Origin of the sequence: Weissella hellenica (assembly GCF_005405545.1) — a bacterium.
GTDB classification, from domain to species: Bacteria; Bacillota; Bacilli; order Lactobacillales; family Lactobacillaceae; genus Weissella; species Weissella hellenica.
Genome location: NZ_BJEG01000008.1, coordinates 1 through 25,379, shown reverse-complemented (window position 1 = coordinate 25,379; position 25,379 = coordinate 1). Strand labels below are relative to the sequence as shown.

General features: G+C 33.6%; 33 protein-coding genes. 29 read left to right on the top strand and 4 right to left on the bottom strand.

Annotated elements, in window-relative coordinates:
- Window positions 1–78 precede the first annotated feature (78 nt).
- The 3 genes from FFM61_RS09095 (at window position 79) to FFM61_RS05350 (ending at window position 1,486) form a co-directional block, all read left to right on the top strand.
- Window positions 79–171 carry a putative holin-like toxin gene (locus FFM61_RS09095; RefSeq protein ID WP_255313608.1) on the top strand — a complete coding sequence of 31 codons (93 nt, stop codon included), beginning with the start codon at window positions 79–81 and terminating at the stop codon, window positions 169–171.
- A gap of 266 nt (window positions 172–437) precedes the next feature.
- Window positions 438–926, top strand: a complete 489-nt coding sequence (locus FFM61_RS05355; RefSeq protein WP_074427610.1) for a zeta toxin family protein — start codon at window positions 438–440, stop codon at window positions 924–926.
- 95 nt (window positions 927–1,021) lie between these two features.
- Entirely contained in the window at window positions 1,022–1,486 is a 465-nt protein-coding gene (locus tag FFM61_RS05350; protein ID WP_074427609.1) for a GNAT family N-acetyltransferase, read from the top strand.
- A 61-nt stretch (window positions 1,487–1,547) separates the two neighbouring features.
- On the opposite strand, the gene FFM61_RS05345 is transcribed toward FFM61_RS05350, so the two are convergent.
- Window positions 1,548–2,450, bottom strand: a complete 903-nt coding sequence (locus FFM61_RS05345) for a helix-turn-helix domain-containing protein (protein WP_074427608.1) — start codon at window positions 2,448–2,450, stop codon at window positions 1,548–1,550.
- 106 nt (window positions 2,451–2,556) lie between these two features.
- Between FFM61_RS05345 and FFM61_RS05340 the strand changes: the two genes are divergently transcribed.
- The 26 genes from FFM61_RS05340 (at window position 2,557) to FFM61_RS05230 (ending at window position 23,289) form a co-directional block, all read left to right on the top strand.
- Window positions 2,557–3,831 carry an MFS transporter gene (locus FFM61_RS05340; RefSeq protein WP_074427607.1) on the top strand — a complete coding sequence of 425 codons (1,275 nt, stop codon included), beginning with the start codon at window positions 2,557–2,559 and terminating at the stop codon, window positions 3,829–3,831.
- 205 nt (window positions 3,832–4,036) lie between these two features.
- Window positions 4,037–4,129 carry a putative holin-like toxin gene (locus FFM61_RS09090; protein ID WP_255313607.1) on the top strand — a complete coding sequence of 31 codons (93 nt, stop codon included), beginning with the start codon at window positions 4,037–4,039 and terminating at the stop codon, window positions 4,127–4,129.
- A gap of 253 nt (window positions 4,130–4,382) precedes the next feature.
- Complete coding sequence (locus FFM61_RS05335; protein ID WP_083194492.1) at window positions 4,383–4,943, top strand: TetR/AcrR family transcriptional regulator; 561 nt, start codon at window positions 4,383–4,385, stop codon at window positions 4,941–4,943.
- Between the two features lie 58 nt (window positions 4,944–5,001).
- Entirely contained in the window at window positions 5,002–5,865 is an 864-nt protein-coding gene (locus tag FFM61_RS05330; protein ID WP_074427605.1) for an SDR family NAD(P)-dependent oxidoreductase, read from the top strand.
- 50 nt (window positions 5,866–5,915) lie between these two features.
- Window positions 5,916–6,689 (top strand): SDR family NAD(P)-dependent oxidoreductase, encoded by a 774-nt coding sequence (locus tag FFM61_RS05325; RefSeq protein ID WP_074427604.1) that lies wholly within the window; start codon window positions 5,916–5,918, stop codon window positions 6,687–6,689.
- Window positions 6,690–7,002: 313 nt separating this feature from the next.
- The gene (locus tag FFM61_RS05320; RefSeq protein WP_083194490.1) at window positions 7,003–7,581 is read left to right on the top strand and encodes a DUF998 domain-containing protein; all 579 of its coding nucleotides are present in this window, start codon (window positions 7,003–7,005) and stop codon (window positions 7,579–7,581) included.
- A 41-nt stretch (window positions 7,582–7,622) separates the two neighbouring features.
- Complete coding sequence (locus tag FFM61_RS05315; protein ID WP_074427602.1) at window positions 7,623–8,504, top strand: SDR family NAD(P)-dependent oxidoreductase; 882 nt, start codon at window positions 7,623–7,625, stop codon at window positions 8,502–8,504.
- A gap of 60 nt (window positions 8,505–8,564) precedes the next feature.
- A complete protein-coding gene (locus FFM61_RS05310; protein ID WP_074427601.1) occupies window positions 8,565–9,431 on the top strand; it encodes an SDR family NAD(P)-dependent oxidoreductase in 867 nt (288 codons plus the stop codon).
- Between the two features lie 417 nt (window positions 9,432–9,848).
- Window positions 9,849–10,106, top strand: coding sequence for a hypothetical protein (locus tag FFM61_RS05305; RefSeq protein WP_306452596.1), 258 nt, complete (start codon window positions 9,849–9,851; stop codon window positions 10,104–10,106).
- Between the two features lie 1,104 nt (window positions 10,107–11,210).
- On the top strand, window positions 11,211–11,453 hold the full coding sequence (locus FFM61_RS05300) for a helix-turn-helix domain-containing protein (RefSeq protein WP_074427600.1): 243 nt from the start codon (window positions 11,211–11,213) through the stop codon (window positions 11,451–11,453).
- 847 nt (window positions 11,454–12,300) lie between these two features.
- On the top strand, window positions 12,301–12,582 hold the full coding sequence (locus FFM61_RS05295) for a hypothetical protein (protein ID WP_074427599.1): 282 nt from the start codon (window positions 12,301–12,303) through the stop codon (window positions 12,580–12,582).
- A gap of 5 nt (window positions 12,583–12,587) precedes the next feature.
- The gene (locus FFM61_RS05290; RefSeq protein ID WP_074427598.1) at window positions 12,588–12,815 is read left to right on the top strand and encodes a hypothetical protein; all 228 of its coding nucleotides are present in this window, start codon (window positions 12,588–12,590) and stop codon (window positions 12,813–12,815) included.
- Between the two features lie 19 nt (window positions 12,816–12,834).
- Window positions 12,835–13,161: a hypothetical protein gene (locus tag FFM61_RS05285; protein ID WP_074427597.1), complete on the top strand. Its 327-nt coding sequence runs from the start codon at window positions 12,835–12,837 to the stop codon at window positions 13,159–13,161.
- 23 nt (window positions 13,162–13,184) lie between these two features.
- Complete coding sequence (locus FFM61_RS05280) at window positions 13,185–13,589, top strand: single-stranded DNA-binding protein (protein ID WP_074427596.1); 405 nt, start codon at window positions 13,185–13,187, stop codon at window positions 13,587–13,589.
- A 9-nt stretch (window positions 13,590–13,598) separates the two neighbouring features.
- Entirely contained in the window at window positions 13,599–14,567 is a 969-nt protein-coding gene (locus tag FFM61_RS05275) for a coiled-coil domain-containing protein (protein ID WP_074427595.1), read from the top strand.
- A 360-nt stretch (window positions 14,568–14,927) separates the two neighbouring features.
- Complete coding sequence (locus FFM61_RS05270) at window positions 14,928–15,236, top strand: hypothetical protein (protein ID WP_074427594.1); 309 nt, start codon at window positions 14,928–14,930, stop codon at window positions 15,234–15,236.
- Window positions 15,237–15,252: 16 nt separating this feature from the next.
- Complete coding sequence (locus FFM61_RS05265) at window positions 15,253–16,038, top strand: DNA/RNA non-specific endonuclease (protein WP_074427593.1); 786 nt, start codon at window positions 15,253–15,255, stop codon at window positions 16,036–16,038.
- A gap of 2 nt (window positions 16,039–16,040) precedes the next feature.
- Complete coding sequence (locus tag FFM61_RS05260; RefSeq protein WP_074427592.1) at window positions 16,041–16,721, top strand: hypothetical protein; 681 nt, start codon at window positions 16,041–16,043, stop codon at window positions 16,719–16,721.
- A complete protein-coding gene (locus FFM61_RS05255) occupies window positions 16,714–17,061 on the top strand; it encodes a hypothetical protein (protein ID WP_074427591.1) in 348 nt (115 codons plus the stop codon). Before FFM61_RS05260 ends, FFM61_RS05255 begins: the two co-directional genes overlap by 8 nt.
- Window positions 17,054–18,469: a MobP2 family relaxase gene (gene mobP2, locus FFM61_RS08955; protein ID WP_074427590.1), complete on the top strand. Its 1,416-nt coding sequence runs from the start codon at window positions 17,054–17,056 to the stop codon at window positions 18,467–18,469. Before FFM61_RS05255 ends, mobP2 begins: the two co-directional genes overlap by 8 nt.
- Window positions 18,470–18,553: 84 nt before the next feature.
- The gene (locus tag FFM61_RS05245) at window positions 18,554–18,823 is read left to right on the top strand and encodes a hypothetical protein (RefSeq protein ID WP_074427589.1); all 270 of its coding nucleotides are present in this window, start codon (window positions 18,554–18,556) and stop codon (window positions 18,821–18,823) included.
- Window positions 18,824–18,917: 94 nt separating this feature from the next.
- Window positions 18,918–19,058 carry a hypothetical protein gene (locus tag FFM61_RS08950; RefSeq protein ID WP_168388712.1) on the top strand — a complete coding sequence of 47 codons (141 nt, stop codon included), beginning with the start codon at window positions 18,918–18,920 and terminating at the stop codon, window positions 19,056–19,058.
- 227 nt (window positions 19,059–19,285) lie between these two features.
- Window positions 19,286–19,378, top strand: a complete 93-nt coding sequence (locus tag FFM61_RS09085; RefSeq protein WP_255313606.1) for a putative holin-like toxin — start codon at window positions 19,286–19,288, stop codon at window positions 19,376–19,378.
- 745 nt (window positions 19,379–20,123) lie between these two features.
- Complete coding sequence (locus FFM61_RS05240; RefSeq protein WP_074427588.1) at window positions 20,124–20,417, top strand: hypothetical protein; 294 nt, start codon at window positions 20,124–20,126, stop codon at window positions 20,415–20,417.
- A 177-nt stretch (window positions 20,418–20,594) separates the two neighbouring features.
- Window positions 20,595–22,016, top strand: coding sequence for a DNA cytosine methyltransferase (locus FFM61_RS05235; RefSeq protein ID WP_083194488.1), 1,422 nt, complete (start codon window positions 20,595–20,597; stop codon window positions 22,014–22,016).
- Entirely contained in the window at window positions 21,958–23,289 is a 1,332-nt protein-coding gene (locus tag FFM61_RS05230; RefSeq protein WP_083194487.1) for an Eco57I restriction-modification methylase domain-containing protein, read from the top strand. Before FFM61_RS05235 ends, FFM61_RS05230 begins: the two co-directional genes overlap by 59 nt.
- 50 nt (window positions 23,290–23,339) lie before the next feature.
- Here FFM61_RS05230 and FFM61_RS05225 read toward each other — a convergent pair whose 3' ends face one another.
- The 3 genes from FFM61_RS05225 to FFM61_RS09190 form a co-directional block, all read right to left on the bottom strand.
- Complete coding sequence (locus tag FFM61_RS05225) at window positions 23,340–24,551, bottom strand: hypothetical protein (RefSeq protein WP_074427587.1); 1,212 nt, start codon at window positions 24,549–24,551, stop codon at window positions 23,340–23,342.
- A 4-nt stretch (window positions 24,552–24,555) separates the two neighbouring features.
- Window positions 24,556–24,879 (bottom strand): hypothetical protein, encoded by a 324-nt coding sequence (locus FFM61_RS05220; RefSeq protein WP_074427586.1) that lies wholly within the window; start codon window positions 24,877–24,879, stop codon window positions 24,556–24,558.
- A gap of 110 nt (window positions 24,880–24,989) precedes the next feature.
- Complete coding sequence (locus FFM61_RS09190; protein WP_255313605.1) at window positions 24,990–25,124, bottom strand: hypothetical protein; 135 nt, start codon at window positions 25,122–25,124, stop codon at window positions 24,990–24,992.
- Window positions 25,125–25,379 lie beyond the last annotated feature (255 nt).

Below are 25,379 nucleotides of genomic sequence, written 5' to 3'. Positions count from 1 at the left end.
TTTCTATTAGAAAGAGGGTGATGCCTATGAATGTTATTCATGGACACCAGAATCTAACGAAAGGAGGATCAGCCAGAAATGTCTGTTCACGATACAATATCTTTAATGATATTGTTCGGAAGCTTCTTGTTGGCGTTGTTGACGTATATCGACAACCACCACAAGAAGTAAAACAAACTAAAAACCGCCCTATACTTTGATGAGCAAGGCGGTTTTAATAATTAATTAAAATCAGTCACCGTTGAAGTAACCTGGGCCTCGTGTTGGTAGCACGGGGCTTTTTGTTTATGGATACATTATAACATAGTGCGTATAAAAAAGTAAAAAGCAGACCATAACTTAAGGTTTGGGCCCTTTTTTGTGTAGTATATAATAAAGATAAACAGAGTACATCACATAACTTTTGGATATAAATAAAACAAATTTGAGGTGATAAATTGAAGCCAATTTTTATTTTAATCAGAGGAAATTCTGGGAGTGGAAAAACAGTTTTAGCAAATAAATTACAACAATATTGGGGGTATGATAACTGTCTATTACTCCAGCAAGATGTTATCCGTCGGGATATATTGCATGCTGACGACCATTTTGGGACACCTGCTATTAGTTTAATTGAGTCTTTAGTAAACTGGGGACTTGATCACTATAAGTTTGTTATTTTAGAAGGAATTTTGCGAAAAGATGTTTATGGCATTATGTTAGAAAAATTAGTTGGTAGTTATGATAACCATGCTTTTGTTTATTACTTGGACGTTTCTTTTGCTACAACGGTTCGGTATAATCAAAATAAAAAACTACCTTTTTGTACAAGTGATTTAAAAAAGTGGTGGCGCAGTCATGATTATTTAAGTGAAAATGATCATTGTCTTAAAAATGGTGACATAAATATTTATTATAATAAAATAATCAATGATGTTGATAAATAGGTATATCTAGGGTAGATATTTTCTTGGAATGTTGGCTTTATTCAACTTTGATATTGGTATTGTTGATTGTCTCTAACAAATAAAAGAGGTGCTAGATGATTAAATACTCAGAATATTTAGGAAATAAGCGTAGTGAATATATGAGATTACTTTTAATCGGTGATGGAGACGAAAGTAAAGTATATAAGTACATCAATCAGGGACAACTTTTTTTGGCAGAACAAGATAATGTAACTCTGGCTGTAGCGATGATTGTACCAACAAGTAACAGCAATATTGGTGAACTTAAAAATATTGCTGTTGACTTCAATAACCAAGGTCAAGGAATAGGTTCTCAAATGATAGCTTATATTTTAGAACAAGTTAGAGCGCAATATAGTGTTGTATTAGTTGGAACTGGCGATGCTGATGTTCAAAACATCCTATTTTATTTAAAAAATGGTTTTCGATTTGAGGGAGTTAGAAAAAATTTCTTTGATAGTTATAATAAAAAAATTTTTTCTAATGGGGTAGAACTGCAGGATATGGTTTTATTAACAAAAAATATAACAAGCAACTAATTAAACACCTTTGAATTTCTTAAATTCAAAGGCGTTCAGTATAAAATTCATAATTATATAGTTATTTATTTTTTTGCCTAAATTGGTAAGACTTGGAATCTGCTACCCGAATTTTAAATATGGCATCAATATTTAGTGAAAAACTGGTTGGAAACATTGATTTAAAGTCAATTATTTTAATAAGTGTTGCTTTCCCGGATTCATAATCACCAAAGTATAGTTCCCATACAGCCAACCATAGTTGTTTAGAAATTTGGCCATTCCAATCTAAGAAAAGAACATCTGTATTAAATTTATTGCGTAAATCATATGCTGCCTGGTAATTTTTAGTATTTAAATAGTTCTGTAGGACAACCCCGTAGTAATTGATTAACTCATCAGAAACTTGAAAGGGATCAGCATATTTTGTTAAATAATGTTTGTAATTTTCTTCAATGCGAGCTGTGATGGTGTCAATAGCAACATTAAATTGTTCATGACCTGCAATGATAGGAATTAAAATTTTAACCATTTTAATTTCTTGGAGTGTCCAACTTTTTTCGTTCAATAAGTGAAGTATTAGCAGCTGAATATTTTTTGACAAGGGAAAATAGTGATGACTATACGCAGCTAATAACACTTCAGCATAACCACTAACAATTTGTATTGGAATATCGTGTGATTCTTTATATTGATTCAACCAATCTGATAACGTTTTAAAGGCATGTGTTTCATATAAGTAATTTACTTTAGTTAATAATTGTTCAGTTAAAGGTAGCTCATAATTATTATTAATGTATTGAAATTCAGATGGCGAAATACCTAAATTATCAAGAATCATTAAAAATTTTTCAGCTTGAATATCATTGGTACCACTCTCAAATCGGTTAGCAAATGATCGTGAAATAATACTTGTATATACTTGCTTTTGGGATAACCCTTTAATAATGCGTATTTTTTTAATAGTAGGACCTAGTTTATTCATATAATTCTCCTAATAATATGTTGCATATTTGCAACTCAATTAATGATATTATCTCTTAATTTATTGATAAAGTTAAATTATTAAATTTTATTAGGGAGATAGAGTGATGACAATTAATACACGAGCATCAAATAAGCAAATCTTTAAAGACGTTTTGACTAATTTAATTAGCTCATTAAGTAGTAATATGTTTACATATGGTCTTGGGCTAATGCTTTTAAATCAAACGCATTCAGCGTTAAGCTTTGGTGTTGAATTAGCGATTGGACCAATTATTAGTTTGCTGTTTATGGTACCGATAGGAAACTTAACTGATCGGTTACCGCATAAACAAATCATTCTTATGAGTATGTTAATTCGTGTATTACTATTAATAATTTTAGTGTTTACGATTGATTATTTTACAGGTGTTTTTAAATTTATTCCAATCAGCATATTTGTTGCTGTGAATACCATTGCAACTGTTTTTGCAAGTACGGCTTATGCTGCATCAGTGCATGAACTAGTGAATAATCAAAAAATACATCAGTTAAGTTCATTAACCAGTGGCGCCAATTCTTTAGCAAATATCTTTGCGCCTATGTTAGGTGTTGGCTTGTATGCAGCTTTTGGGTTTCGTATTTTTGTTTGGATAGCTGTGAGTGCATTACTATTATCAGTATTGATTGTGATGACAATGCATTTTTATTATACCGAAGATTCTAATGTTGATACTGTAGTTGAAGAAAAATCTTCGTTAAAAAATTTTCAAGCAGGATTAATTTATGTATCTAAACGACCACTAATTAAAGTATTAATTTTTGCTGCAGTGTTTTTAAATTTTATTTTTGCGGCAATCAATATCGGGCTACCATATACAATCAATACGCAATTAAGACTGGGTAACGCACTAATTGGTATTTTGGATACTTTTAATGCAATAGGTGGATTAGTTGCAGCTTTGTTGTTAAATTTTTGGCCGAACAATAGGGGTGAAAAATTTAAAATTATTACGCCTTTATTTATTTGTAGTTTCTACTTTATATTATTAGGAACATTGTTATTGACAACTAAAAATATGCATTTGATTAGTATAATTGGTGGTACTATTATGTTTTTGGGTGGCTTTGGTGTGGCTATGCTAAATATAACAACGCAAGTCAATATTCAAAAAACAACACCAACGAAAATATTAGGACGTGTAACTACCATTATGACAACAGCTTGCACAATTATTATGCCAATTGGAACGATAGTATTTACATTTATTTTTCAACAAACCACGAATGGTTCGGTAGTTTATCTGATTGCTGGGATTTCTTGGTTGGTTATTATGATAGTTGGTATGCCTTATTTACTAAGAATTATTAAATTAGATTTCAAGTTACGTGAAGAAAATTGATAATTAAACAAAGGGTGAAAATTTTAACGATTAGATGACATAAAGAGCCAGTCATAAGTTTGATAATATAGGCGTTAGTAACTGGCTTTATGTTAAAATATATTTATGGGTTAAAAGGCGGTGGCTAATCTTTCCGAAAGGGGTTGGTGCCTATGAACGAGTGTTCGTAGACTTCAAAATCTAATGAAAGGAGGATTAGCTAAACATGTCTGTTTTCGAGACAGTATCCTTGATGATACTGTTTGGAAGCTTCTTGTTGGCGTTGTTGACGTATATCGACAACCGCCACAAGAAGTAGGACAAACTAAAAACCGCCCTCAACTTTGACGAGTAAGGCGGTTTACATTTTATGTTAAATCAGCCACCGTTGAAGCAGCCCGGCTCCGTGTGTCCAGCACGGAGCTTTTTGTTTACAAGTAAATTATAGCATGACTTAATTAATTAACCAAATGAGCAGAGTGATGAACATAATCATTTATTCTGTAATACGAACTTATAACGCTAAAGACAAAACACTTTACTTTAACTAACTAATCAGTCATAATTAACGCATGAGGAAAACAGATGTTAATAAAATTCATGCTATTAAGGAATCCGTACTTACTTTAAGTCAAAGTGAAGGTCTTTCTAACATGACTACCGCTAAAATTGCTAAGAATGCCGGTGTTAGTCCGGCCACAATTTATTTGCACTATCAAGATAAAACAGATCTATTAAGTCGTTTGTATGAGGAGGTTAAAATCAATTTACATGTTGGGCTAGCTGAGGCTATTGATCATGATCAAAATATCGATAGCCAAATTAAACAAGCTATTGCCTATACTGTGACACAATATCGTAAATATCCGGATCAAGCATACTTCATGGGTACTCTTTGGAGTAACCAAGAAATGTTAGATGAACATGCGATTGAATTTGGTAATACTATGGAAGGTCCATTAGCTGATCTTTTTGAAAGAATACAAGTTTCTGATGAATATGTAGATATTTCAAGGGACGTCCTTGAAACTTTCTTTACGGTGCCAACTTTAATTTTAAAAAGAGAACCGGATATTACGCAAGAAGAATTGGGAAAAATAAGCAACATGATTATCAAAGCTATTAGAAGATAGCTTGTTTGTTTTATTGTTTTATAACTAACTATTTAGTTATATTTGAAGGGAGATTTTAATGAATAATAAAATAGTTTTAATAACTGGCGCCACAGATGGCATTGGAAAAATCACTGCTACTGAACTTGCAAAACAAGGTTATCATGTGATTGTCCACGGACGTAACGAAGAAAAAGCACAAGCAACAGTTCATGAAATTAAAAATAAATCAGGTAATACGCAAGTAGACTATGTACTAGCAAATCTTTTCTCGTTACCCGCAGTTAAGAAGATGGTTGATGAATTCAAGGAAAAATATCATCATCTAGACATCTTGATTAATAATGCGGGTGCTGTGCTAGATGACACCCGTAGAGAAATTGATGGCATTGAAAATACGATGGCATTGAACGTATTAGCACCGTTTTTATTAAATCAATTGTTATTACCAAGTTTAAAGCAAAGTTCAGATGGACGCATCATCAATATGTCCTCAGCGACACATCGACAAGCGAAACCGGATATGGATGACCTAAATTTGGAAAATGTTTCATCAGGTCAAGCCAGATATGGCATTTCGAAGTTATTTGTCATTTGGAATTCACAACATTTGGCTACTGAGTTACAAAAACAAGGAATTAATAACATTACTGTTAATTGTTCGCATCCTGGTGCTGTTGCAACTAATTTTGGACAGGACAGTGATAACGGCTTTATCAATAATTTGATTTACAAAATTGCCTTACGCTTCATGCCCGCACCAGAAAAAGGAGCAGTTACTAATATATATCTTGCATCATCAGGTGATGTAAAAGGGGTGACTGGAAAGTTTTTCAATAATAAAAAACAATTAGAAAAGCCACAGGATAAGGAATATACGCCGGAAAAAGAACAACAATTGTGGGATTATTGCATGGAAATTGTGGCACCGTATCTTAAATAGGTATGCATGCTTCAAAAACATGCCAGATAGCCAAAGAAAGGAAAATTGTTATGTTTACATCTATTGCAGGAAATGTTGCGATTGTAACTGGTGCTGCTTCAGGAGCTGGGTTAGGTATAGCAAAGACTTATGCAAAAGCAGGCGTTCACGTTGTTATAACTGGTCGAACTGAATCAAGATTATTAAATACGCAAAGAGAAATTCAAGCAGAAGCACCTAATGCTAAAATTTTAGTTATTGTTGCAGATAACACCGATCATGGTGCGGCAAAAAAGATTGTTTCACAAACAATTGACCATTTTGGGAAATTAAATATTTTGGTTAATTGTGCGCAAACATTTCGTGCCAATATTAAAGTCGAAGATGTTACATCGGATGATATTACTGCCGTTTATGAATCTGGTGTGTTTGGAGCATGGCGCTTAATGCAGGAAGCTTTACCTTATTTAAAAGAAAGTCAAGGTACTATTATTAATTTTGCTTCTGGTGCAGACACAATTAATACACCCCATTATGCAGTTTATGCTTCAAATAAAGCTGCTTTACGTTCAATCACTCGAATTGCCGCAAAGGAGTGGGGACCATATAATATTAATTTAAATAATGTTAATCCACTCAATCCTTCTCAGGAAAGTGAAAATATTAATGATGATTCCGAGGCTAAAGCTTCTACGGAAGCCATTGTAAATGCAATTCCTATGCGTCGTTGGGGAGATACACAAAAAGATGTTGGGAGTGTTTGCCTCTTTCTTGCTTTACCAGAAGGCCATTATTTAACTGGTATGACATTTGATGTGGATGGTGGGGCAACTATTAGGAGTTAAAAATTGAGAGGAATGGTTATTATGAAAAGAATTATTTTTATCGTCAGCTCATTATGCAACGTAATCTTACTTTATAAATTAAGTGAAAAAAACAAGGATATCTATAACCTATCAGAGCGTGCTAACTTTTATAAAAATAAATTTGAAGCAGTTGATGATGATAAATAAATTTTCAAAGGTTTCTTTCACTTGTTGCTAATTAATTATTTAATTTTGTTATGACTAGACAAAAAGATTGGATTAAGTATGAAGATAATGAGGATCAATATATATAATGAATAAAAAAATTAAATTTTGAACAACTTTATTAGTTATTGCACCGCTGATTTATTTACTAGGTGAACTCATTAGTTCACTTGCATGGACGCAACCAGATTATCACTATTTATCAAATTTTATTAGTGATCTGGGTGTTCCAATTATCACACGTGCTATTGATTCGCCTTTATATTATGTCATGAATACTGGTTTTGTGTTATATGGTATTCTATTTATTCTGGCAATCTATTTACTTAAAGGACTGTTTACCAAACATAATAATTTTATTTTTAGTCTTGCATCTATAGAGGGATTAGGGATTATATTAGTTGGATTTTTCCCGGGTTATCAATGGTGGGGAGCTGTGTTTCATGGTATAGGTGCGACGATGGCAATTGTTGGCGGAAATGTGTTTTTGATTTTAATTGGAAAATTCATTGCACAACAAGCGAGGTCAAAAAAATTTACTTATTTTAGTTACTTATTAGGTGCAATAGGATTATTAAGTTTTATCATTTGTTTATTGATAACCTCAATGACGGAATATGCTGCTACTTTTGAAAGACTTTCAGTGTACACTATAATGTTATGGGATTTTGTTTTAGCAGGCTATTTAATCAGAAAAATATCATAATTTTGTCTCTCATGTAATTTAGATTACAGAAAGGAAGGATAATGGTTAATAAAATTGTTTTAGTAACTGGAGCTAATAGTGGAATTGGTTATCAAACCGCTTTAGCCTTGGCCCGGCAAGGTTATCATGTAATAATTCATGGCAGAAATGAACAGAAGGTTCAAATTGCTTTGGCTAAAATTAAAGAACAGTCAGGTAACGAAGAACTTGATACGGTGGTCGCAGACTTGTCCTTAATGTCCGAAGTTAAACGATTAGCGAATGAAATTAAGGGGAAATATGACCATTTGGATGCCTTAATCAATAATGCTGGTTCTCAAATGGGCAAAGATCAATTGGTAACTTCTGAAGGTAATGAAAAAACTATGGCAATCAATGTTTTTGCTCCATTATTATTGAGTGAGTCTTTACTTAGCCTGTTAGAAAAAAGTTCAGATGGCAGAATTGTTACGGTTTCTTCTGCTTCTTATAACCAAGGGACTAGTGATAAATATTTAGACGATATTGAACTTGAAAACAACTATGAATTTAGCCGTGCCTATGGTCTTTCAAAATTATATGTTTTATGGATTATGTGGCATTTAAACGATAAGTTACAAAAAAAAGGCATTAATAACGTGACTGTTAACTGTATGGAACCAGGAAGTGCTTTAACTAACTTAGGAAGTGAAGCCGCTGCGAAAAGACCTGCCATTTGGAAATTTATTTATATTTTGTGGCGTCCTATGATGTTGGATCCAGCTGTCCCAGGAGAAACCAATGCGAAGCTGGCGACCACAAAAGAATTTTATGGCTTAACTGGTAAGTTTTTTGATAAAAAAGGGCGTATTGAAAAAGAAAATCGTCAATACTATTCTAAAGAAAATGAGCAAAAAGTATGGGATTATTGTATGGACATAGTCAGACCATACTTAAAAAACTAATCGTTAAAAATTAAAAAGAACAAAATTTCTGTAAAATGAATCTCGAAAGGATATTTAAGTATGAGTAAAAAAATTGTTTTAATCACAGGTGCTTCTAATGGAATTGGTCGAGAAACAGCGTTAACTTTAGCTAAAGAGAATTACCAATTAATTATTCATGGTAGAAATTCGGAAAGAACCAAAGCAGTGTACGATGAGATTGTTGCGCTCGGTAATACAGATGTAAGCATGATAACAGGTGATTTTTCTTTATTATCAGAAGTTGCTGAATTCGCAGACAAAGTAAAAGGACAGGTTGATCATTTAGTCGTTCTCTATAATAATGCAGGGGGGCAGTTTGGTGAAGAACGAGAAGTGACTTCTGAAGGACATGAAAAAACTTTTGCTATTAATACGTTTGCACCGTTCTTGCTGACAAAATTATTATTACCATTACTTGAAAAAAGTTCATCAGCTAGAATTGTGACACAGTCTTCAGAAAGTTATCGACAAACTGATCCAATTCTAGACGATATTGAACTGAAGGAACATTATACTTTTGGTGATGCTTATGGCTTATCAAAGCTCTATGTTTGGTGGCTAATGCGTGAATTTGACAGAGATTTACAAGACAGAAACATTAAAAATGTGACCGTTAATTCTGTAGAACCTGGTACGGCATTGGATACCGGGTTACAACGTATTTCTGGTGAAATTCCAGAAATGAAAGAAGTGATGGCACAATATCGACAATATTCATGGTCAATTACAGACGCGGCAGCAGCAGGACTATATTTGATTACGTCTCCTGATGTTGAAGGCGTGTCTGGTAAGTTTTATGGTAGTGATAAGAAAGAAAAAAATGTTGATCCAAAGTGGATTTCTGCGAGCGGACAGAAACAAATTTGGGATTATACTGTGAAAGCTTCTCAACAATTTTTGAAGTAAAAAAATATGTTATTAATCAAGACTGGCATTCTAAAATAATGCATGGGCTTATTTTAGAACATAGATTTTAAGTAAAATGGACCTCGTGTTGGTAGCACGAGGTCTTTTAATTTACGGGTAAACTATAACATAGCTATTCAAAAAAATTAAAAGACGGTTGTAATTCAAAAGAGATAACCTATTTATTTATAGTAAAACAAGCCTCAATATCTCAATATAGTCAAAGATTCAGATGCGGAAGAAGTTAGTGTATACTGGAGAAAAATGATGAAAATGTTTTTGATGATAACCAAGTATATCCCTTAGAAAAATTTAATTAAAAACGGTTGTATTAATTAGTATCTTATAATTTAACGCTATAAATCAAGGAGAATACATAAATCAAGGAGAATACATAAATCAAGGAGAATACACTAAATGAAACGTACAGAAGTTTTTAACTACGTAAAAGAAAAATATCAAACAGAACCTGAATATCTTTGGATAAAATTTCCTAGCTATGCAGTTCTACGTCATGGGGACAATCATAAATGGTATGCGATTATCATGGACGTTGAAAAAAACAAATTAGGTGAGGCTGATATTGGTAAGGAAGACATAATGGATGTTAAATTAAGTCCCGAAAAAGTAGCAAGTTTAAGTGAATTTTCGGAATTTTACCTGCGTACCATATGAATAAAACTCACTGGCTGTCTGTTCGCTTAGAGCAAATTTCCGAAAACGAATTAGATAAACTTATTACGACAAGTTTTAACCTAACGAGGTAAAATTGTACAATTCAAAATGTGTACCTGTTTTTTACTATTTTAGTACAATGAATATGCTGAGAAACGTATTCTACGGTCATTTTTATTACATAAGGTGACCAACTTACTATAAAAGATCCAATAAATAAATGATCTATTAAATAAATACAAACGAGCTTTAGCAAAGAAAAACCATCGTCATTATCAGTCATTTTGCCCGGTTGTAACCTAGAATAAAAAGATCTATATAATTTTGAACAACGATGAAGTGTTAATGGCCAAATGGAAGGTGGTAAAAAATCAGTAACATTAGGGCTCAGTAGCATAATTTATATGTGAAAAAAATCACATTAAACAATGGAGTTTATCTTGTTATTAGGTGGGCTTGGTTTGTACATTTCCCATATGAACGTGTTCTCGATGAAACGGCTAATCGCAATGCGCACAAGATAAAGGCACAGGCATCTTTAACGTCATGATATAGCACATAACAGCAAACCGTTGACAAAATCGTTAAAAGGCCCAAGATTACCAAATTATATGTTTAAACGGGCTACAAGGTATTTAAGCCTGAAAATATTAGCAGATATCATTAATTAAACGAGCTGATGAGTTATGCGTAAAAAATAGCCGGATGAGCTTAATTTTTGTACAGTTAAAATAATAAGCACTAAAATACGTAAAAGGTATAATTTATAGAAAAAATATAAAAATAGCGTTTTAAATTGAAAAAATACTAAATATTTACAAATTAAGCCTAATAAGTAACAAAAACACTTCAAAATAATGCTAATTATATAAGCATTACATTTATATTAAAGGCAACAAGAGGTGCTGAGTCCTTGATTTAATAGGATTTATTCTCTTGCTGCCAGTAAAAAAAATAGGTTCAATCTTGAACCTGTAATAACTGACAGTGAAGGCCTTCTTGTTCAACAAGGAGGCTTTTTAGTTTCTAAATACCGACAAGTTCGGTTAATTTTTTAACAGGAACTTCCATTATCGATATTAAAGAGCGAGGAGGTGAGAATTGATGAATTATAAAGACGAGGAAACCTTGGGACAAGCAGTTAAAGCTTGGCGGAAATTTCATCATTACCGGATGGGTGATGCAGCTAGGGCAGCAAATGTTCCATATGCAAGTTTTCAACGTATTGAGTATGATCAGGGAAACCCGCGTATTAAAAATTTAGCATTAATTGCACGAGCCCTTGATATGTCGACGGATGAAGTCATTGCACGTTGGTTTAGTGATGACGAACAAAAAGATCAATAACTGAAGATAACATCTCATCTAGCAAATGACCGATGTTATCAACTGTTATTGATCTTCCAAAACTTAATAAATTACCCTCTGTTGCGATTAGTACGGCAATACTTTTTAAAACAGAAAGTACAAGTATCATTTTTAAAAAATGAAGAAAATGAGCTGGTTTTAGTGCGACATTTTTTAGCACCAAACCTAATGTATACATTAGTATAACATATTATGACATATCATGTGAAGTTATGAATGAAATGAGTGCATATTAGAGGTCATAACCTGGTGTTAAAAGACGTTACTAAGATCCACTGAGGGGGTATAGTAGCGATTTTTGACTATACCAAGATGGCTTTAAGCAGTTACAAAATGCGACGTCGTAACTTGTATAAGCAAATAAGGGGTTCGCATCGCCTACACGTCGTCAGAAAGGTGCCAGAGAACGTCGTAGCGAACGTTTAAAGTAATGTGGTGTAATTGATAGCCACTGGTGGTGACAACCAAACAAATGCGTTAAAAGGTCAGGGTGGACGTACTGAAAATGGCGTCACACGGCAGTCACAATTTGGTTCATGGTGCTTAGTTCATAATTCGACCTTTTAACTCGAAATGATGTTGTGATTGTAGCTGGGCAGTGCTGGCTTTAAACGTGTGCCAATTCTTGTAATTGGACGACAAAACAGTGATTTTGATCACTCTGATCGCAATTAGTGTTTTGTTGGAATAGCTCGTTCAAGGGCGAACTCTCCTAACTAACGCTACGCGTTGTTGTTGAGTTGTTAAGCACTGGTCTATTGATTAATAACTACATGAAATAAGGTCGTTTTGTTATCCATTGTTTGGATAGAACGGGAGAAAAATGATGTTAGCAATTGATCAATTAAAAACAATAAATCGTGTGCCGCACGATACAATAAATTATATATATGTAGCGTTTGATGGGACTTTTTCAACCATTAAAGCATTTGCTGAAACACAGTCAGATTTACATAAGCAGATATTAGCAATGCAAGCACAAAAAGCAGGAATTTTTTGGTTAGGTCGATTATCTAAAAAGGCTTGGTCTGAAATTATAGTGGGGTTACGAGCAGGGAATAGATTACAGGATTTAATTGTAATTGAGACAGTTAGAGGGCGGAGGTAAAGGAGATGGATTTTCAGTACATTGCAGTGGATTGGCAGCGACAACATATTTTATTAAGTGCTGATTCAATGGCCGGGTTAAATCGTTTGATTTTGTCCGAGAAAGGGCAATTAGTTATCCAACAACAAGCGATTTGGATTTATCGGATTGAAGAACAAGTTTTGGTACAAGTCCAACAAGAAATTAATCGGACTGGGGTGCCTTTTAATCAATTAGTACAACCGGATAACTAAACAGTTGTGGGGGTAGATTATGTGGGAACAATTAGATTTATTTACGCAGCAGATAGTGGTTTCAAAGCAACAAAATATTTATTTGGCAAAGCAATTAACAGAACATGGTTTGAGTGATGTGGGACATTTTGTCAGCTTGCTTGATGAAAGTGAGATACTAATTGGACAGGTAGTGGTAGCAGAAAATACACAATTATTTGTCGTTGAAAAACAAGTTGCAAATGGTCGTATTATCCAACAAAATGACTTGTTTCGTGTGCAAAAAACACAACAAAATTTGGAACAGTATTTAGCTGCAAAATTGAAAGATGACTACCCTATCATTCGGACACTTTTTGATGAATAACTGGTTAAGAGGAGGAATTAACAATGCAAACAAATATTCATGTGGGACGACTTTTAAAAGAATTTGAGCTACAAACAGTTGGTGAGCACAAAGATATAAAAATGGTACGTTTGGGGTTAGCAGTTAAACGTTATTTAAGTCAAAAATCGCAAACAGATTTTATTTATTATGTGGCCTTTGGCAAAACGGCAGAGATACTATCTCAATATGCGAATCAGAAGGGTATGCCGATTGAATTGCACTTTAATATACAAAGTAGCCACTATCAAACGACAAATGTGATTACCTCATTCATGCCTTGGGCGACTGGTAACCATGATAAATCTGTTGTAACTGACGATGAAACGGTGATTGCAAATGATGAATCAGACGAATATGTTTTACAAGGTTTAGCCGGTTTAGTTGCTGATGATTTAGAGATCAGATAGGAGGTTAAAATGCAGCATGTTAAGGTGAAATACAGTGAAAAACCACATTTAAAAGAAGGTGCTACCTGGTTTAGTCGATGGTGGTATCACAGACAGATTAAGCATGATAATCGACGCTATAATCATTATGATCAACAACGAAAAACTGTGACCTTACGATTGCTAAGTTTACTTGGTATTGCCGCTGCTATTTTGATTTATTCAATGGTAATGCCACGACCATCGAGTACCGTTTCAACTAAGTTAAATCAGACAATGGCGTTTGGTAATCAGGGCACTAATGTCCAGCTAACAAAGAAGGTCTTTAATGATGAAACGGGTTTGTTAGAGTTACATTTTAAGTTTACTGGGAACACTGATGATACGCTGACAACTGGTATTAATATGAAACGATTTAAGTTGTCATTTGCAGGTGATCGTTATATTCAAAATGGACAATCTGAATATCATATTATTGCCACTTCGACGAATACAATGGTCGTGCAATTTGAAAAATTAAAAACTAATTTTCAAGATGTGCGGGTTGGATTTGCGGATAAAAGTATTGATACCGAAAATATTAAGACGGCTGTTGATGAGTCGTCAGATTCAGCAAAAAAGCCAGCAAAAACAAGTGATCAGGTAGCAACCATTGTAATTAATAACGATGACAAGTTACCGGTTAATAAGCAACGAAAAGTACTCACCAAAAAGCAATTAGTTGTGGCACAAACAAACACGAATATCCAAGAACAAAAGCAAACGATTAAAGAAAATCGAACAGCCATTAAAGAGTGGCAAGCAGCCATCAGAGAACAAACCGAAAATGTTCGAGCAACACGGCAACAGATGCCAGATATGGCCGATAAAGAACAAGCACAAGCTAATGAAACGATTGAATCTTATCAATCAAAGATGACGGATCTTAAGAAAAATATTTCAGATACCAAAGCAACAATTGATAGTAAAAAGGAGAAAATCAAGCAGTTAGAAAAGTAAAAAACAAAGCAACAAAATGGACAACTTAACGTACCTAAACTAGGACAATAACCGATGCGGAATTGCTGCCTAATAACCAGTAATTCCGCAATTTTTTTACCTTAATGAAGGGGTTACCAAAGGTGTAGCCAGAGGGTTATCACTAGGGTATCTAAGGGGTTACCAAAGGTGTAGCTAGAGGGTTACCAAAGGGTTAGTTTTCATAAGCGATACCAAGGACAATAAATCCTCCCACAGCGGGACTCCAGGACGCCGTCCTGGGATTTCCCCTTAACCTGTTATTTATTATTGATTGATTTTGATTTTTATTTAGCCACGACAAAAAGTTTGAAATTGAACTTAACAATGGAGGAATTAATTTTGACAAATATTATCCAAGTAGAAGGATTAAAGGAGCATACAATCAAAGTATTGAATGATGAAGCAGAACGCAATCATGTTTCTCGTAATGCTTTGTTACAAATCATTATTGAGAACTTTGCTACCAATTTAGAACAAGCAAACGCCACGGAAATTTTATTGGAACCTTTGCAAGATGTGACGAAACAATTGAATACTTTAACGCATGTCACAACCGAATCACAACATGCTATTTCACATGATTTAACGGCATTGAAAAATAGTATTGAACAGTTAATTAAATATATGTATGACGACACCATTGGTTAATAAGGAGTGAGGTAGGATGTACAGTTACAATCGACGATGGTTACGTCGCTTCATTATCATTTTTATGAGTGTTATGGCAGTTCTGATTTTTGTAAAGCGCGATGTTATTTTGAATCGAATATTTAATCAATTTAGCCAGTCGACAGCTGCACCAAAATTACCACAACATGAAGACCAGCAAAAAAAATTAGTGGCACAAGATTTCACAACACAGCAAGTTATTCCGGTTACCAACAATCAACCTAATTTTACAACAAGCGAATTGAAAATTGATCAAGGTGCTTGGCAAAAACTGGCACATCGAGATTGGATAGGACGACCACAACAAGCTGATGCCTTATTGAATCAAGAACAGATGCCAACCCTGAAAAGAAAAAAATTGACCGTTAAAACACCTGGCTATCACGTGTATCGCTTTAACCAAAATGATCAACAAGATTATCTTTATAACCGGTCACATTTAATTGGTTATCAACTAACAGGATTAAATAATGATGCTCGTAATTTAGTGACAGGGACACGCGCAATGAATGCAATACATGAATACGACAATCAAGGTTCGATGGAAACATTTGAAAATCAAATAGCCAGTTATTTGAAGCAGTCACCAAAGCACTTTGTCCGTTACCGGGTGACGCCGTTATATCGTAATGTTGAACGAGTACCCCGTGGTATAGAAATGGCTGGACAATCAGTTGGCGATGATCAAATTAAGTTTCATGTTTATATATTTAATAGCCAACCTGGCTGGCAAATTAATTACTACACTGGGACGGCTTTACAACAAGATAAGGAGAATTAACCATGCAAACATTAAGAGAATTTCGACAAAAACTAAAGAGTAAAAATCAAAATCGCCTGAAGTATTTACAAACTAAGTTTAAGAACTATTCTGACGAAAACTTAGATGATCACGTTGCTGATGAATTACGTGGGTTGATGAACGTGACGGAAGTTTTGGACTATGAACCAACTGATGAAAATTTATTTAAACGACAAATTGCTATTAAAACTAGTCGTCAAGAAGTATGGTATCGTGAGACACTGAAAACTTGGCTTGCGCAACATCCAGAAACAGGTGTTAGTGGTGATAATAATGCCGGTATGTATCGTTTTGCTTTAAACTTTTTTGTGAATCAAGTAATCTTAAATCCTAAAAATAATACGTTGTCTTATGGTGATTTATTGAAAGGTATGGATGAAATAAATGACGCCGATCCAATGTTAAACCAAATTAATAAACAGATGGCAGATTTAAAGGAAATGACGTCATTTATTGCTGCTATGGATTACTTAGAAAATATGCAAGATTTCGGACCGGCGCGACAAATTGATGAAATCATTCAAACAAATATTCGGTCGGAAATTGATGAAAGTAGTCAGTATGCAAAAGATTACAATGCTTATCAAAAACGACGTAAAAATGATCTAGCTAACAAACGTCACCGACGTCGTGGTGAAGGAATGGAGTTTAAACATGACTAATAATCAATTTGATTTAGAATCTGCTTTGGCTAAATTACATGAAGAAGATTGGTTACATCCTGACCAAGCAGCATTACAAGACATGCCGATGGAACAGGAAACGGAAATCGATAAGAAGTACCAACAAAAAAGTTATTGGATCGCACAATTTTCTCATTTATTAATGGATCAGTACCAACAAAGCAGTCATGCTTGTGCAAGAATTTTGAAATCAACAAATCATAAATATGTCGCACGTGCAGTTACTCGTTTTCCATCTAAAGATTTTCAAACGTTGGTAGAAGTACATGATGAATTGACAGGCTATGCTAAAACACAGGGGGTAAATGTACATGGCTAAAACGGGAGGTTTTGCGAACTTTGCAACAGGTGAAAAGAAAACCGGGGCTGTTTTATTACCCACGCATTTTACAACGGCTGCCCAGGCAACGAAAGAAGGTAAACAGTTTGGTAATTTAGTCCGTACCTATGCTGCTAAAAGTTCCAAAGTGATGGATGAAAATAATCAAGCGTTAGTAGATATAACGGACGCTGAACAGGCCCAGAAGACAAGTAATAGTTTTGGTTACAGTTCTCGCTTTTCTGCTATGGGTGATGAACACCCTCTGTTTGATAGTGACACTTTAAATATGACCGATGGACAGATGGATAACCTGGAAAATAAACTAAACTTGGCACAAGAAAATGGCAATATTTTGCATGAGATGGCCTTCTCAATACGAGGTGATTGGTTGGTTGAGAATAATCTGTATGATCCAGAAACAAAGCAATTAGATCAAGATAAATTAAAGCGGGCTGAACAACATATTGTGCACGATTTATTTGAAAAAGGTGGGTCACAACCTTTAGGACAAGGTCCTGATGATGTGGTTTGGTTTGGTGCCGTGCACCAAGATACCGACCATCTTAACATGCACATTTGGTTCGCCAAGATTTCACCAGAAACGCGACCTAGTATGTTACTTAAAAATGGTGAACCAAAAGGTGTTATTGATTTTAAAGCAAAGCACCAAGCTGAAAGTAAATTTCGTTATGAAATAGAATCAGACGCTACGAAAATTAAACGGGCAAATGTTTATGAAGCGGTAGGAAATTATCGCACACAAATTAAACAAGATTCTTTTACAAGGCTGGATCGGACACACAAGTACACGGCGGACCTGCAGAAAATTTATGATGTCTTACCACAAGATTTACGGGGGCGTTGGAAAGTTGGTAACACTGATACGTTGGTGACGGATGATACAAGCCGAATGGCTCCAGCTAATCGACAAATGAATGGTCTGATTGATAAGTTATTGACTCATGAATTAAAAGATGATTACCAAGCCTTTCAATCGACTGCGCAAAAAATGGATGGCATGATGGCAGAAACGCATGGAAATCAACACAAAGGCCAAGAGAAATGGTCAGAAGCACAAGATAAACGACTACGTAAAGAGTTAGCTAATGGGATTTATCGGCAATTTAATGAACAGTTTAAAGCTGATCAGAAGATTAACGATGGTAAGTTTCACAAACAGGCAAAAGGAAATTTTGAAAAGGTTAAACAACGTAATGATCAACCTGAAAATCCTAAAATGGTGACACCACACAAACCTGCACCTGTCGGTAAATTAAATAAAATTGCAAAACGGATGACGAAACAAAGTCGCCAAGAACTACAACAGATGCATCGGATGTTACAAGATACTACGACTGAACAATCACAAAATGTTAGCGATGAATCACTATCACGGCATTTATAGATTTTACAGAGTTAATATACAAATCGTTATATGCAAAGGTGTAGAATTAAGGTATTGATATAAAACATAAAGAAAGGGCGAAACATGAGAAAAAAAGATTTATCAAGACAATTCGTTTTAGCCATTAATGATGTAGGAAAAAACAGTGAATTAGGGATTTTTTTAACTACTTATCAGACAAAATTAGCCAAAAATCAGCTAAAAGGCCTTGAAATACCACGTTTTACTGAGGGAATCTCAAAAGTAGTCCGTAAATCACATCAAGGTGTTCCAACATCTGTTACAAAGCTTATTTCTATGATAAATCAACGTGGTATTTTGGATGGTTTTGGCCTAGGCTTACGAATGTTCTAAAATGAATTATTAGTCAAGAAGTGACGAATCACTTTCACATAATTCAATGGGCTGTCCCAAATGTCTAAGGGTTTGTTTTGAGGATGGAGAGTTTATGAGTAACAAAGAGTCAAGAAAACAAAGAACAATACGAAAAGCCAAAGAGCGTAGACAAGTAGAGGATGCTGTAAAAGATATTCAATTCTATTCTCAATTTGTTCCAAATGAAGCGTTAAATATATCGGAACAAATTTAAGATTGGTTAAACGATGATGCAAATTGGTGATTTTTAAAATTAAAATTCAATTATTGACCAATACGAAAAGTATATCAAACACGATAGTATCAGTGTTTGATACACCTTTTATGTTATAGTAGTGATACAGGTCAAAGGCGGTGGCTGACTTTCCAGTAGGAAGAAAGTGATGCCTTTGAATGATATTCATGGACACCAGAATCTAACGAAAGGAAGATCAGCCAGAAATGTCTGTTCACGATGCAATGTCTTTAGCGATATTGTTCGCGACCTTCTTGTTGGCGTTGTTGACATACATTGACAACCACCATAAGAAGTGAGACAAACTAAAAACCGCCCTATGCTTTGACTGGCAAGGCGGTCTAAACATATATTTAAGTCAGTCACCGTTAAAGTAACCTGGGCCTCGTGTTGGTAGCACGGGGCTTTTTTACAGATAAATTATAACACGACGGGTTAGAATGGCCAAATTTTAGCTTATTCTTAAAGTATAAACTTATAAGCATAAGGAGTGAAACAGAAGTTGAAATACTTCTGTAACATTCCTTGTGCTTATTCTTTTTGTCAAATACGCATGTTTCTTAAGAAAGTATTAACATTAAAAATCAGCACGAAAAAAACACAACTAGATTTACTAGCTGTGTTTCAGTACATTGAAAACCAAATATGCTCTTGACTGATAAAATAATGCCTTCGACAACGTTATTAATGAGAATCAAAATTCAAAGTTATTTTCAATAACCTAATTTTATATGATTATCAACGATCAATCCAAGCGCAGGTACAGAGAGAAAAGTCTGGTACTGTGTTGAAGAAAATCATAAGACCGATGAGATGAGCACTTATAGTGGCATATAAGTTGCGCCTAAGGCTTATGTCGCAAATTAGCATATGTGTGAAATCTTGCTTTATTAAAAAATAGAGAAACAAGTTAAAAATATGCATTTTAGCGTGCTACATTTAAAAAATGAGTGCTTAAACTATATTCTATTTTTGAATTTTCTGTATTAATTTAGTGATACAATAGTTTTGGTTAATGAAAATAGATATATGGAGATACCGCTTATGAGTAAACTTGACTATGGAGTAAAGAAACAGGTGCATTTTGATTCAGAGGCTGACAAGCAAAGGGCGTTTGATTATTTACTTGATCCTAATAATACCAATATAGCTTTTACGCATGAAAATAATCAAAATCAAAACGCTTGGGGACCAGAAGATCGAATACATTTTTTTAGTTTTACTGGAGTTCCTAATTGTTTACTAGATAATATGACAGCAGGGGTGGGTAATATCGCTGGTCGTATTAATTGTAAAGAACTAATAGATGATTTAAAGATTCATGGCTTACTAATCTAGTTGTTAGATGAATAAGTCTACAATATTTTAATTTTAAATGTCATCATGATGTATGCTGTGCTTTTAATTTGATGCACGGTTTTTTATTTTGAAAACATTTATAAGACCAAAGATATGGTATAATTAATTCTGCATTTATAGAAATTTTATTCTGTATTTTGAGAAAGGAGACTGTTGATGGTATTTTGTTATGATAAATTATGGAATCTTGCTTATAGTCGTCATCTAAACAAAACAGCATTAAGAGACGAAGCTGGCTTAACAAACTCTACTCTTGCCAGATTATCAAAAAACGAAACCGTCTCAATGGATGCTCTAGCTAGAATATGTGATAGTTTGGATTGCAGTTTAGAAGAAATTGTAGAATATAAAAAGAGGGTGAATAACTTGAATTATGTTAGTTTATTTAGCTCCGCAGGAGTAGGGTGTTTTGGTTTTAAACAAGAGGGATTTCTTGGAGTAGCGACTTCTGAATTAATAGAACGTCGGTTAAATGTTCAAAAAGCAAATGATAAAGTTAAATATGATAACGGCTATGTTTTAGGTGACATTACACAAGATGAAACAAAAGACCAGCTTTACAACGCAATTGATTATTTTAAAAAGGAAGAATCTGTTAATGAAATTGACGCTGTGATTTTTACTGCTCCATGTCAAGGTATGTCTGTAGCTAACCATAAAAAAAATGATGGAACAATTGTAAAAAATTCACTTGTGGTTGAAGCTCTTGAGATTGTAAAAAAAATACAGCCCAAATTTTTTATTGCAGAAAATGTTAGAGCATTTATGACTACAAAATGTATGGATCATGATGTAGAAAAAAAGATTAAAGATGCGTTTGTAGATTGGCTTTCTGAAGATTATGTTTATGAATCAAAAATTTTTAATTTTAAAAACTTTGGCGCAAATAGTAGTCGAACTCGTACCGTGGTGATTGGCGTTAGAAAAGATTTGTCTCAATCAATAAATATTGAATCACTTTATCCAAGTCAAGAGCCAGAAAAGAACCTTTTTAATGTTATTGGTGATTTAAAGTCGTTGAAGACAATGGGGGAAGTTGATCCTAAAGATATATATCACAATTTTAAAAAATATCGTCCTGATATGCGCAACTGGATTAAAGATCTTAAACCAGGAGAAACAGCTTTTGATAACATAGATCCATTAAAGAGACCTCATACTGTGTCAAAAACAGGAGAATTAATTCCAAATGTAAATAAAAATGGCGATAAGTATACACGTCAGCGTTGGAGCGCTGTTGCTCCATGCGTTCATACAAGAAATGATATTTTGGCTAGTCAGAATACTGTGCACCCCACAGATGATAGAGTTTTTAGTATACGCGAATTAATGCGAATGATGAACATTCCTTCTTCGTTTAAGTGGACAATGGAGAGTGAAGAAACTTTAAATGCGATGTCTTTACGAGAAAAAGAAATTTTTTTGAAAAAAAATGAAATTAATATTCGTCAAAGCATTGGTGAAGCTGTACCAACTATAATAATGCAGAAAATTGCCAAAAATATCAAGGATACTTTATATGATATCGAAAAATCACAATCTAAAAAAAATAATAACCGCTTACAAGTTACAGGATAGAACAGAGGTCCTTAATTTTATTAAAGGCAATCCGAAAAATTTAAACCTTGAGGAATTGTCACGAATTGCTGAATTGGTTAACAACAATAGATCAGATACAGCTGCCTATTATACAGATCCAGAGACACTAGAATTAATTAGTCAGCATTTGCCTAATATCGATAAAGAAATTATTCATATTTTGGAGCCATCGGTTGGTGTAGGCAACTTTATTCAAATTTTAATTGATCACTATGTAAACGCAAAAAAACTAATTATCGATGTTAATGATATAGATCCTGAAAGTATTGAATTAACTAAAGCTCTGAATAAATATAGAAATATTCCAGCTAATGTAGTAATCAACTACACTGTTCATGACTTTTTATCAAATGAGTACACACAGCACTATGATCTTGTTATTGGTAATCCACCTTTTATGAAATTAACAAGTACTTCAGGATTAGATAAATTTAGTAAGAAATACAACGATACTATCACCACAAATATATCTGGATTTTTCATTCAACAATCAACTCTTATCGGATCAAATATTGTAATGATAATGCCTAAATATTTTTTAAGCAATGCTGATTTCAAAGAAACAAGAAAGCGGATAAGTAAGCTTGCTATCAACAAAATATTGGATTTTGGCGAAAAAGGATTCAAAGGCGTATTGATTGAAACCATAGCATTATTTATTAGTACCGAAGAGAAAAAAAACTTAAGCTACACATATTCAGTAACAAAAAAATTACAGAATATTGTAAAACAAGACATATTGACTAGCGAAGAATATCCTTCGTGGCTTCTTTATCGAGATAGATTTTTTGAAGATATAGCTAGTCATATGGAGTTTGGAGTCTTTAAAGTTTTTCGAGACAGGCAGTTAACCAAGTCAGTTATGAAAGATTGTGGTGAAATAAGAGTGCTAAAAAGTCGGAATATCAACCGCGATGGCTCAGGTTTTACTGAGATACCAGGTTATGACAGTTATATCAATGAATCGGAATTATCTACATTTACCGTTTCAAAGTATCTAACTCGTGATGATGTGTATTTAAGTCCCAACATGACTTATTACCCAAGAGTAGTTACAAAGCCCAAAAACACAATAGTTAATGGATCAGTAGCTATACTCGAAAAAGTGACTAATTCAGAAATCAGTGATAAACAGTTAAAATTTTTAAGCAGTAAAAAGTTTGAACTGTTTTATAGAATTGCAAGAAATTATAGCACTCGGAGTCTAAATATTGATAAAAGCTCTGTTTACTTTTTTGGATTATATAAATAAGCTAAAAGGCAAAATCTAATTCTAGACTTTGCCTTTTTCAATTTACTGCTTTAAATATAATAATGATTAATTATGTTAATTAATATTTCATAGTCATCATCTTCAATATTTAAATCCACATCAAAACCTGTGGCAACGACATTTACGAATTGCTGAAAGTCGTATATTTTAGGGCGTGTTTTCCCAGATAAATTGTCTTTTATGTTAGCCAATTTACTTAACAAAAGCGATTTCTGATAAGATCTATCAATACGCTGAGTATTATTATTGGGATGAGCTTTTGTTAAATGTTGCGTTGGAGTAAGTGCAATTAAGTTCTCAATTACATCACTAATTTCTGGATAATCCGCAACTGGAAATATATGATGCATTTGTGTGGCTGATCCCACGCTCCAATTATCTAGTATTTCAGATTGATTATTTCGATATTCCTTATTGTAGTTATGAAGAAATTTTTTAACTTTTCCAATTTGATAGGTTGTTCGTAAAATATTGACTGATTGATTTAACTGAGTAGCCCAATCGCTCCGAGACGTATCCTTTGGTTTTTTAGTATGCAAATCTCTGAAGTTAGGTTGATTATATTGTAAATCAGATAATGAAATTATTGATTTACTGATATGGCCACCTTTTGTTCCATATTTTCGTCTGGAAACTGCGAGGGGATTAATGACTTTAGTAAATATTCTATTTGGTTCCAGCTCACCATTAATAGGGGTGTATTCACGAAGAAAATTTCCAAAGCTTTCTTTTAATTTATTGTAAGAGTCCTTGTCTTGATTTACAAAAAAGTTTTCAAATTCTGGCCAAAGATCACTGTCACGCATTACCTTTTCAATATACATCGTTGTAAAAGTGAATGAGTTATATTCCCTGGCAGCAATGAACTCTAACATATCTCGATTATTTAATTTATAAAAATTTCTTTTACCCTTTTTTGTTAATGTTAATACTTTCGAAGAAGCAAGGAAAAGAAGTGGCTGACTGAAAAATTTATCGTACTCATTTTTCATTTTTTGTTCATTAACATCTGGTTTATTAAAAATTGCCAAGATGTTGTTAGCCGTGTACTCGCTATGCCAGATATCAGAAGAAGTGAACTCACTGTTTTCGTTACTATCAATGTAATTTAAAACACAATCCGCGATAATAGAAGACACATCATATGTAACTTTTTGATCTAACCAACGAGCATTGCCACTTTTCCTTATATCATAATTATTGCTATTTAAAAAGACATTAATATCATTAGTTGAAATCATTATATTATATCCGTTCGATATTTACTAGTAAGTCAATTGACTTTAGATCACTAGTTTTAATTTTCAAAGCAGGTGTTACTGTTCTATGATAATTATCACCACTAGAAATGCGATAATGCTTCGTTATGTAAGCAGTTTCTAACCATCCTAATGGATACCACTCCGATATATTTTCACGACAAAAAGCACCAAATATAATGATATCATATTTCTTTAATAATGGTACTTGATCCTCATTAATCCAACGACAGCCGTAGTATTGATCAGCGCTAATTTGCTTTGGAACTACTTTTTGGAAATATTTTTCTGGAATTGTTTCAGTTTTCACATCAAATATACCTTTACTGCAATGACTATCACCATGGTCAATAGTTAAATAATTATCCCTTATGTTCGCTTTCCAATCTATTCCTAAAAGTTTACAACAAGAAAATTCACCTAAAAACCTGTTTCATCTCTTTCTGCGTCTGAAAAATGAGTAACTTCAAAATGATGTTTAATATGCGTATGTCTTTTTTGAGATTCAGCTGTTGCGTAAGTTCTCATTTCTTCATCAATATTTATAGATTTCATGAAATCTTCTTTCTAATTTTTTGTTCATATTATACCATGAAACTGTGTTATCATATGAATTAATATCAAACAGTTGGAGAGAATATAATGGATCAAATATCTGCAATTAATGGTTTTCATATTTCTTGTGGGCAATTCAAAAAAATTGAAATGCTCCTATGTCAATAAATGGCACATCTTTTTCTAAACACTCGTTCTAATTCTGTCGGAATTAAACCAACTGATGTAATTTGAGGTTCGGATTACCAAGTCCTC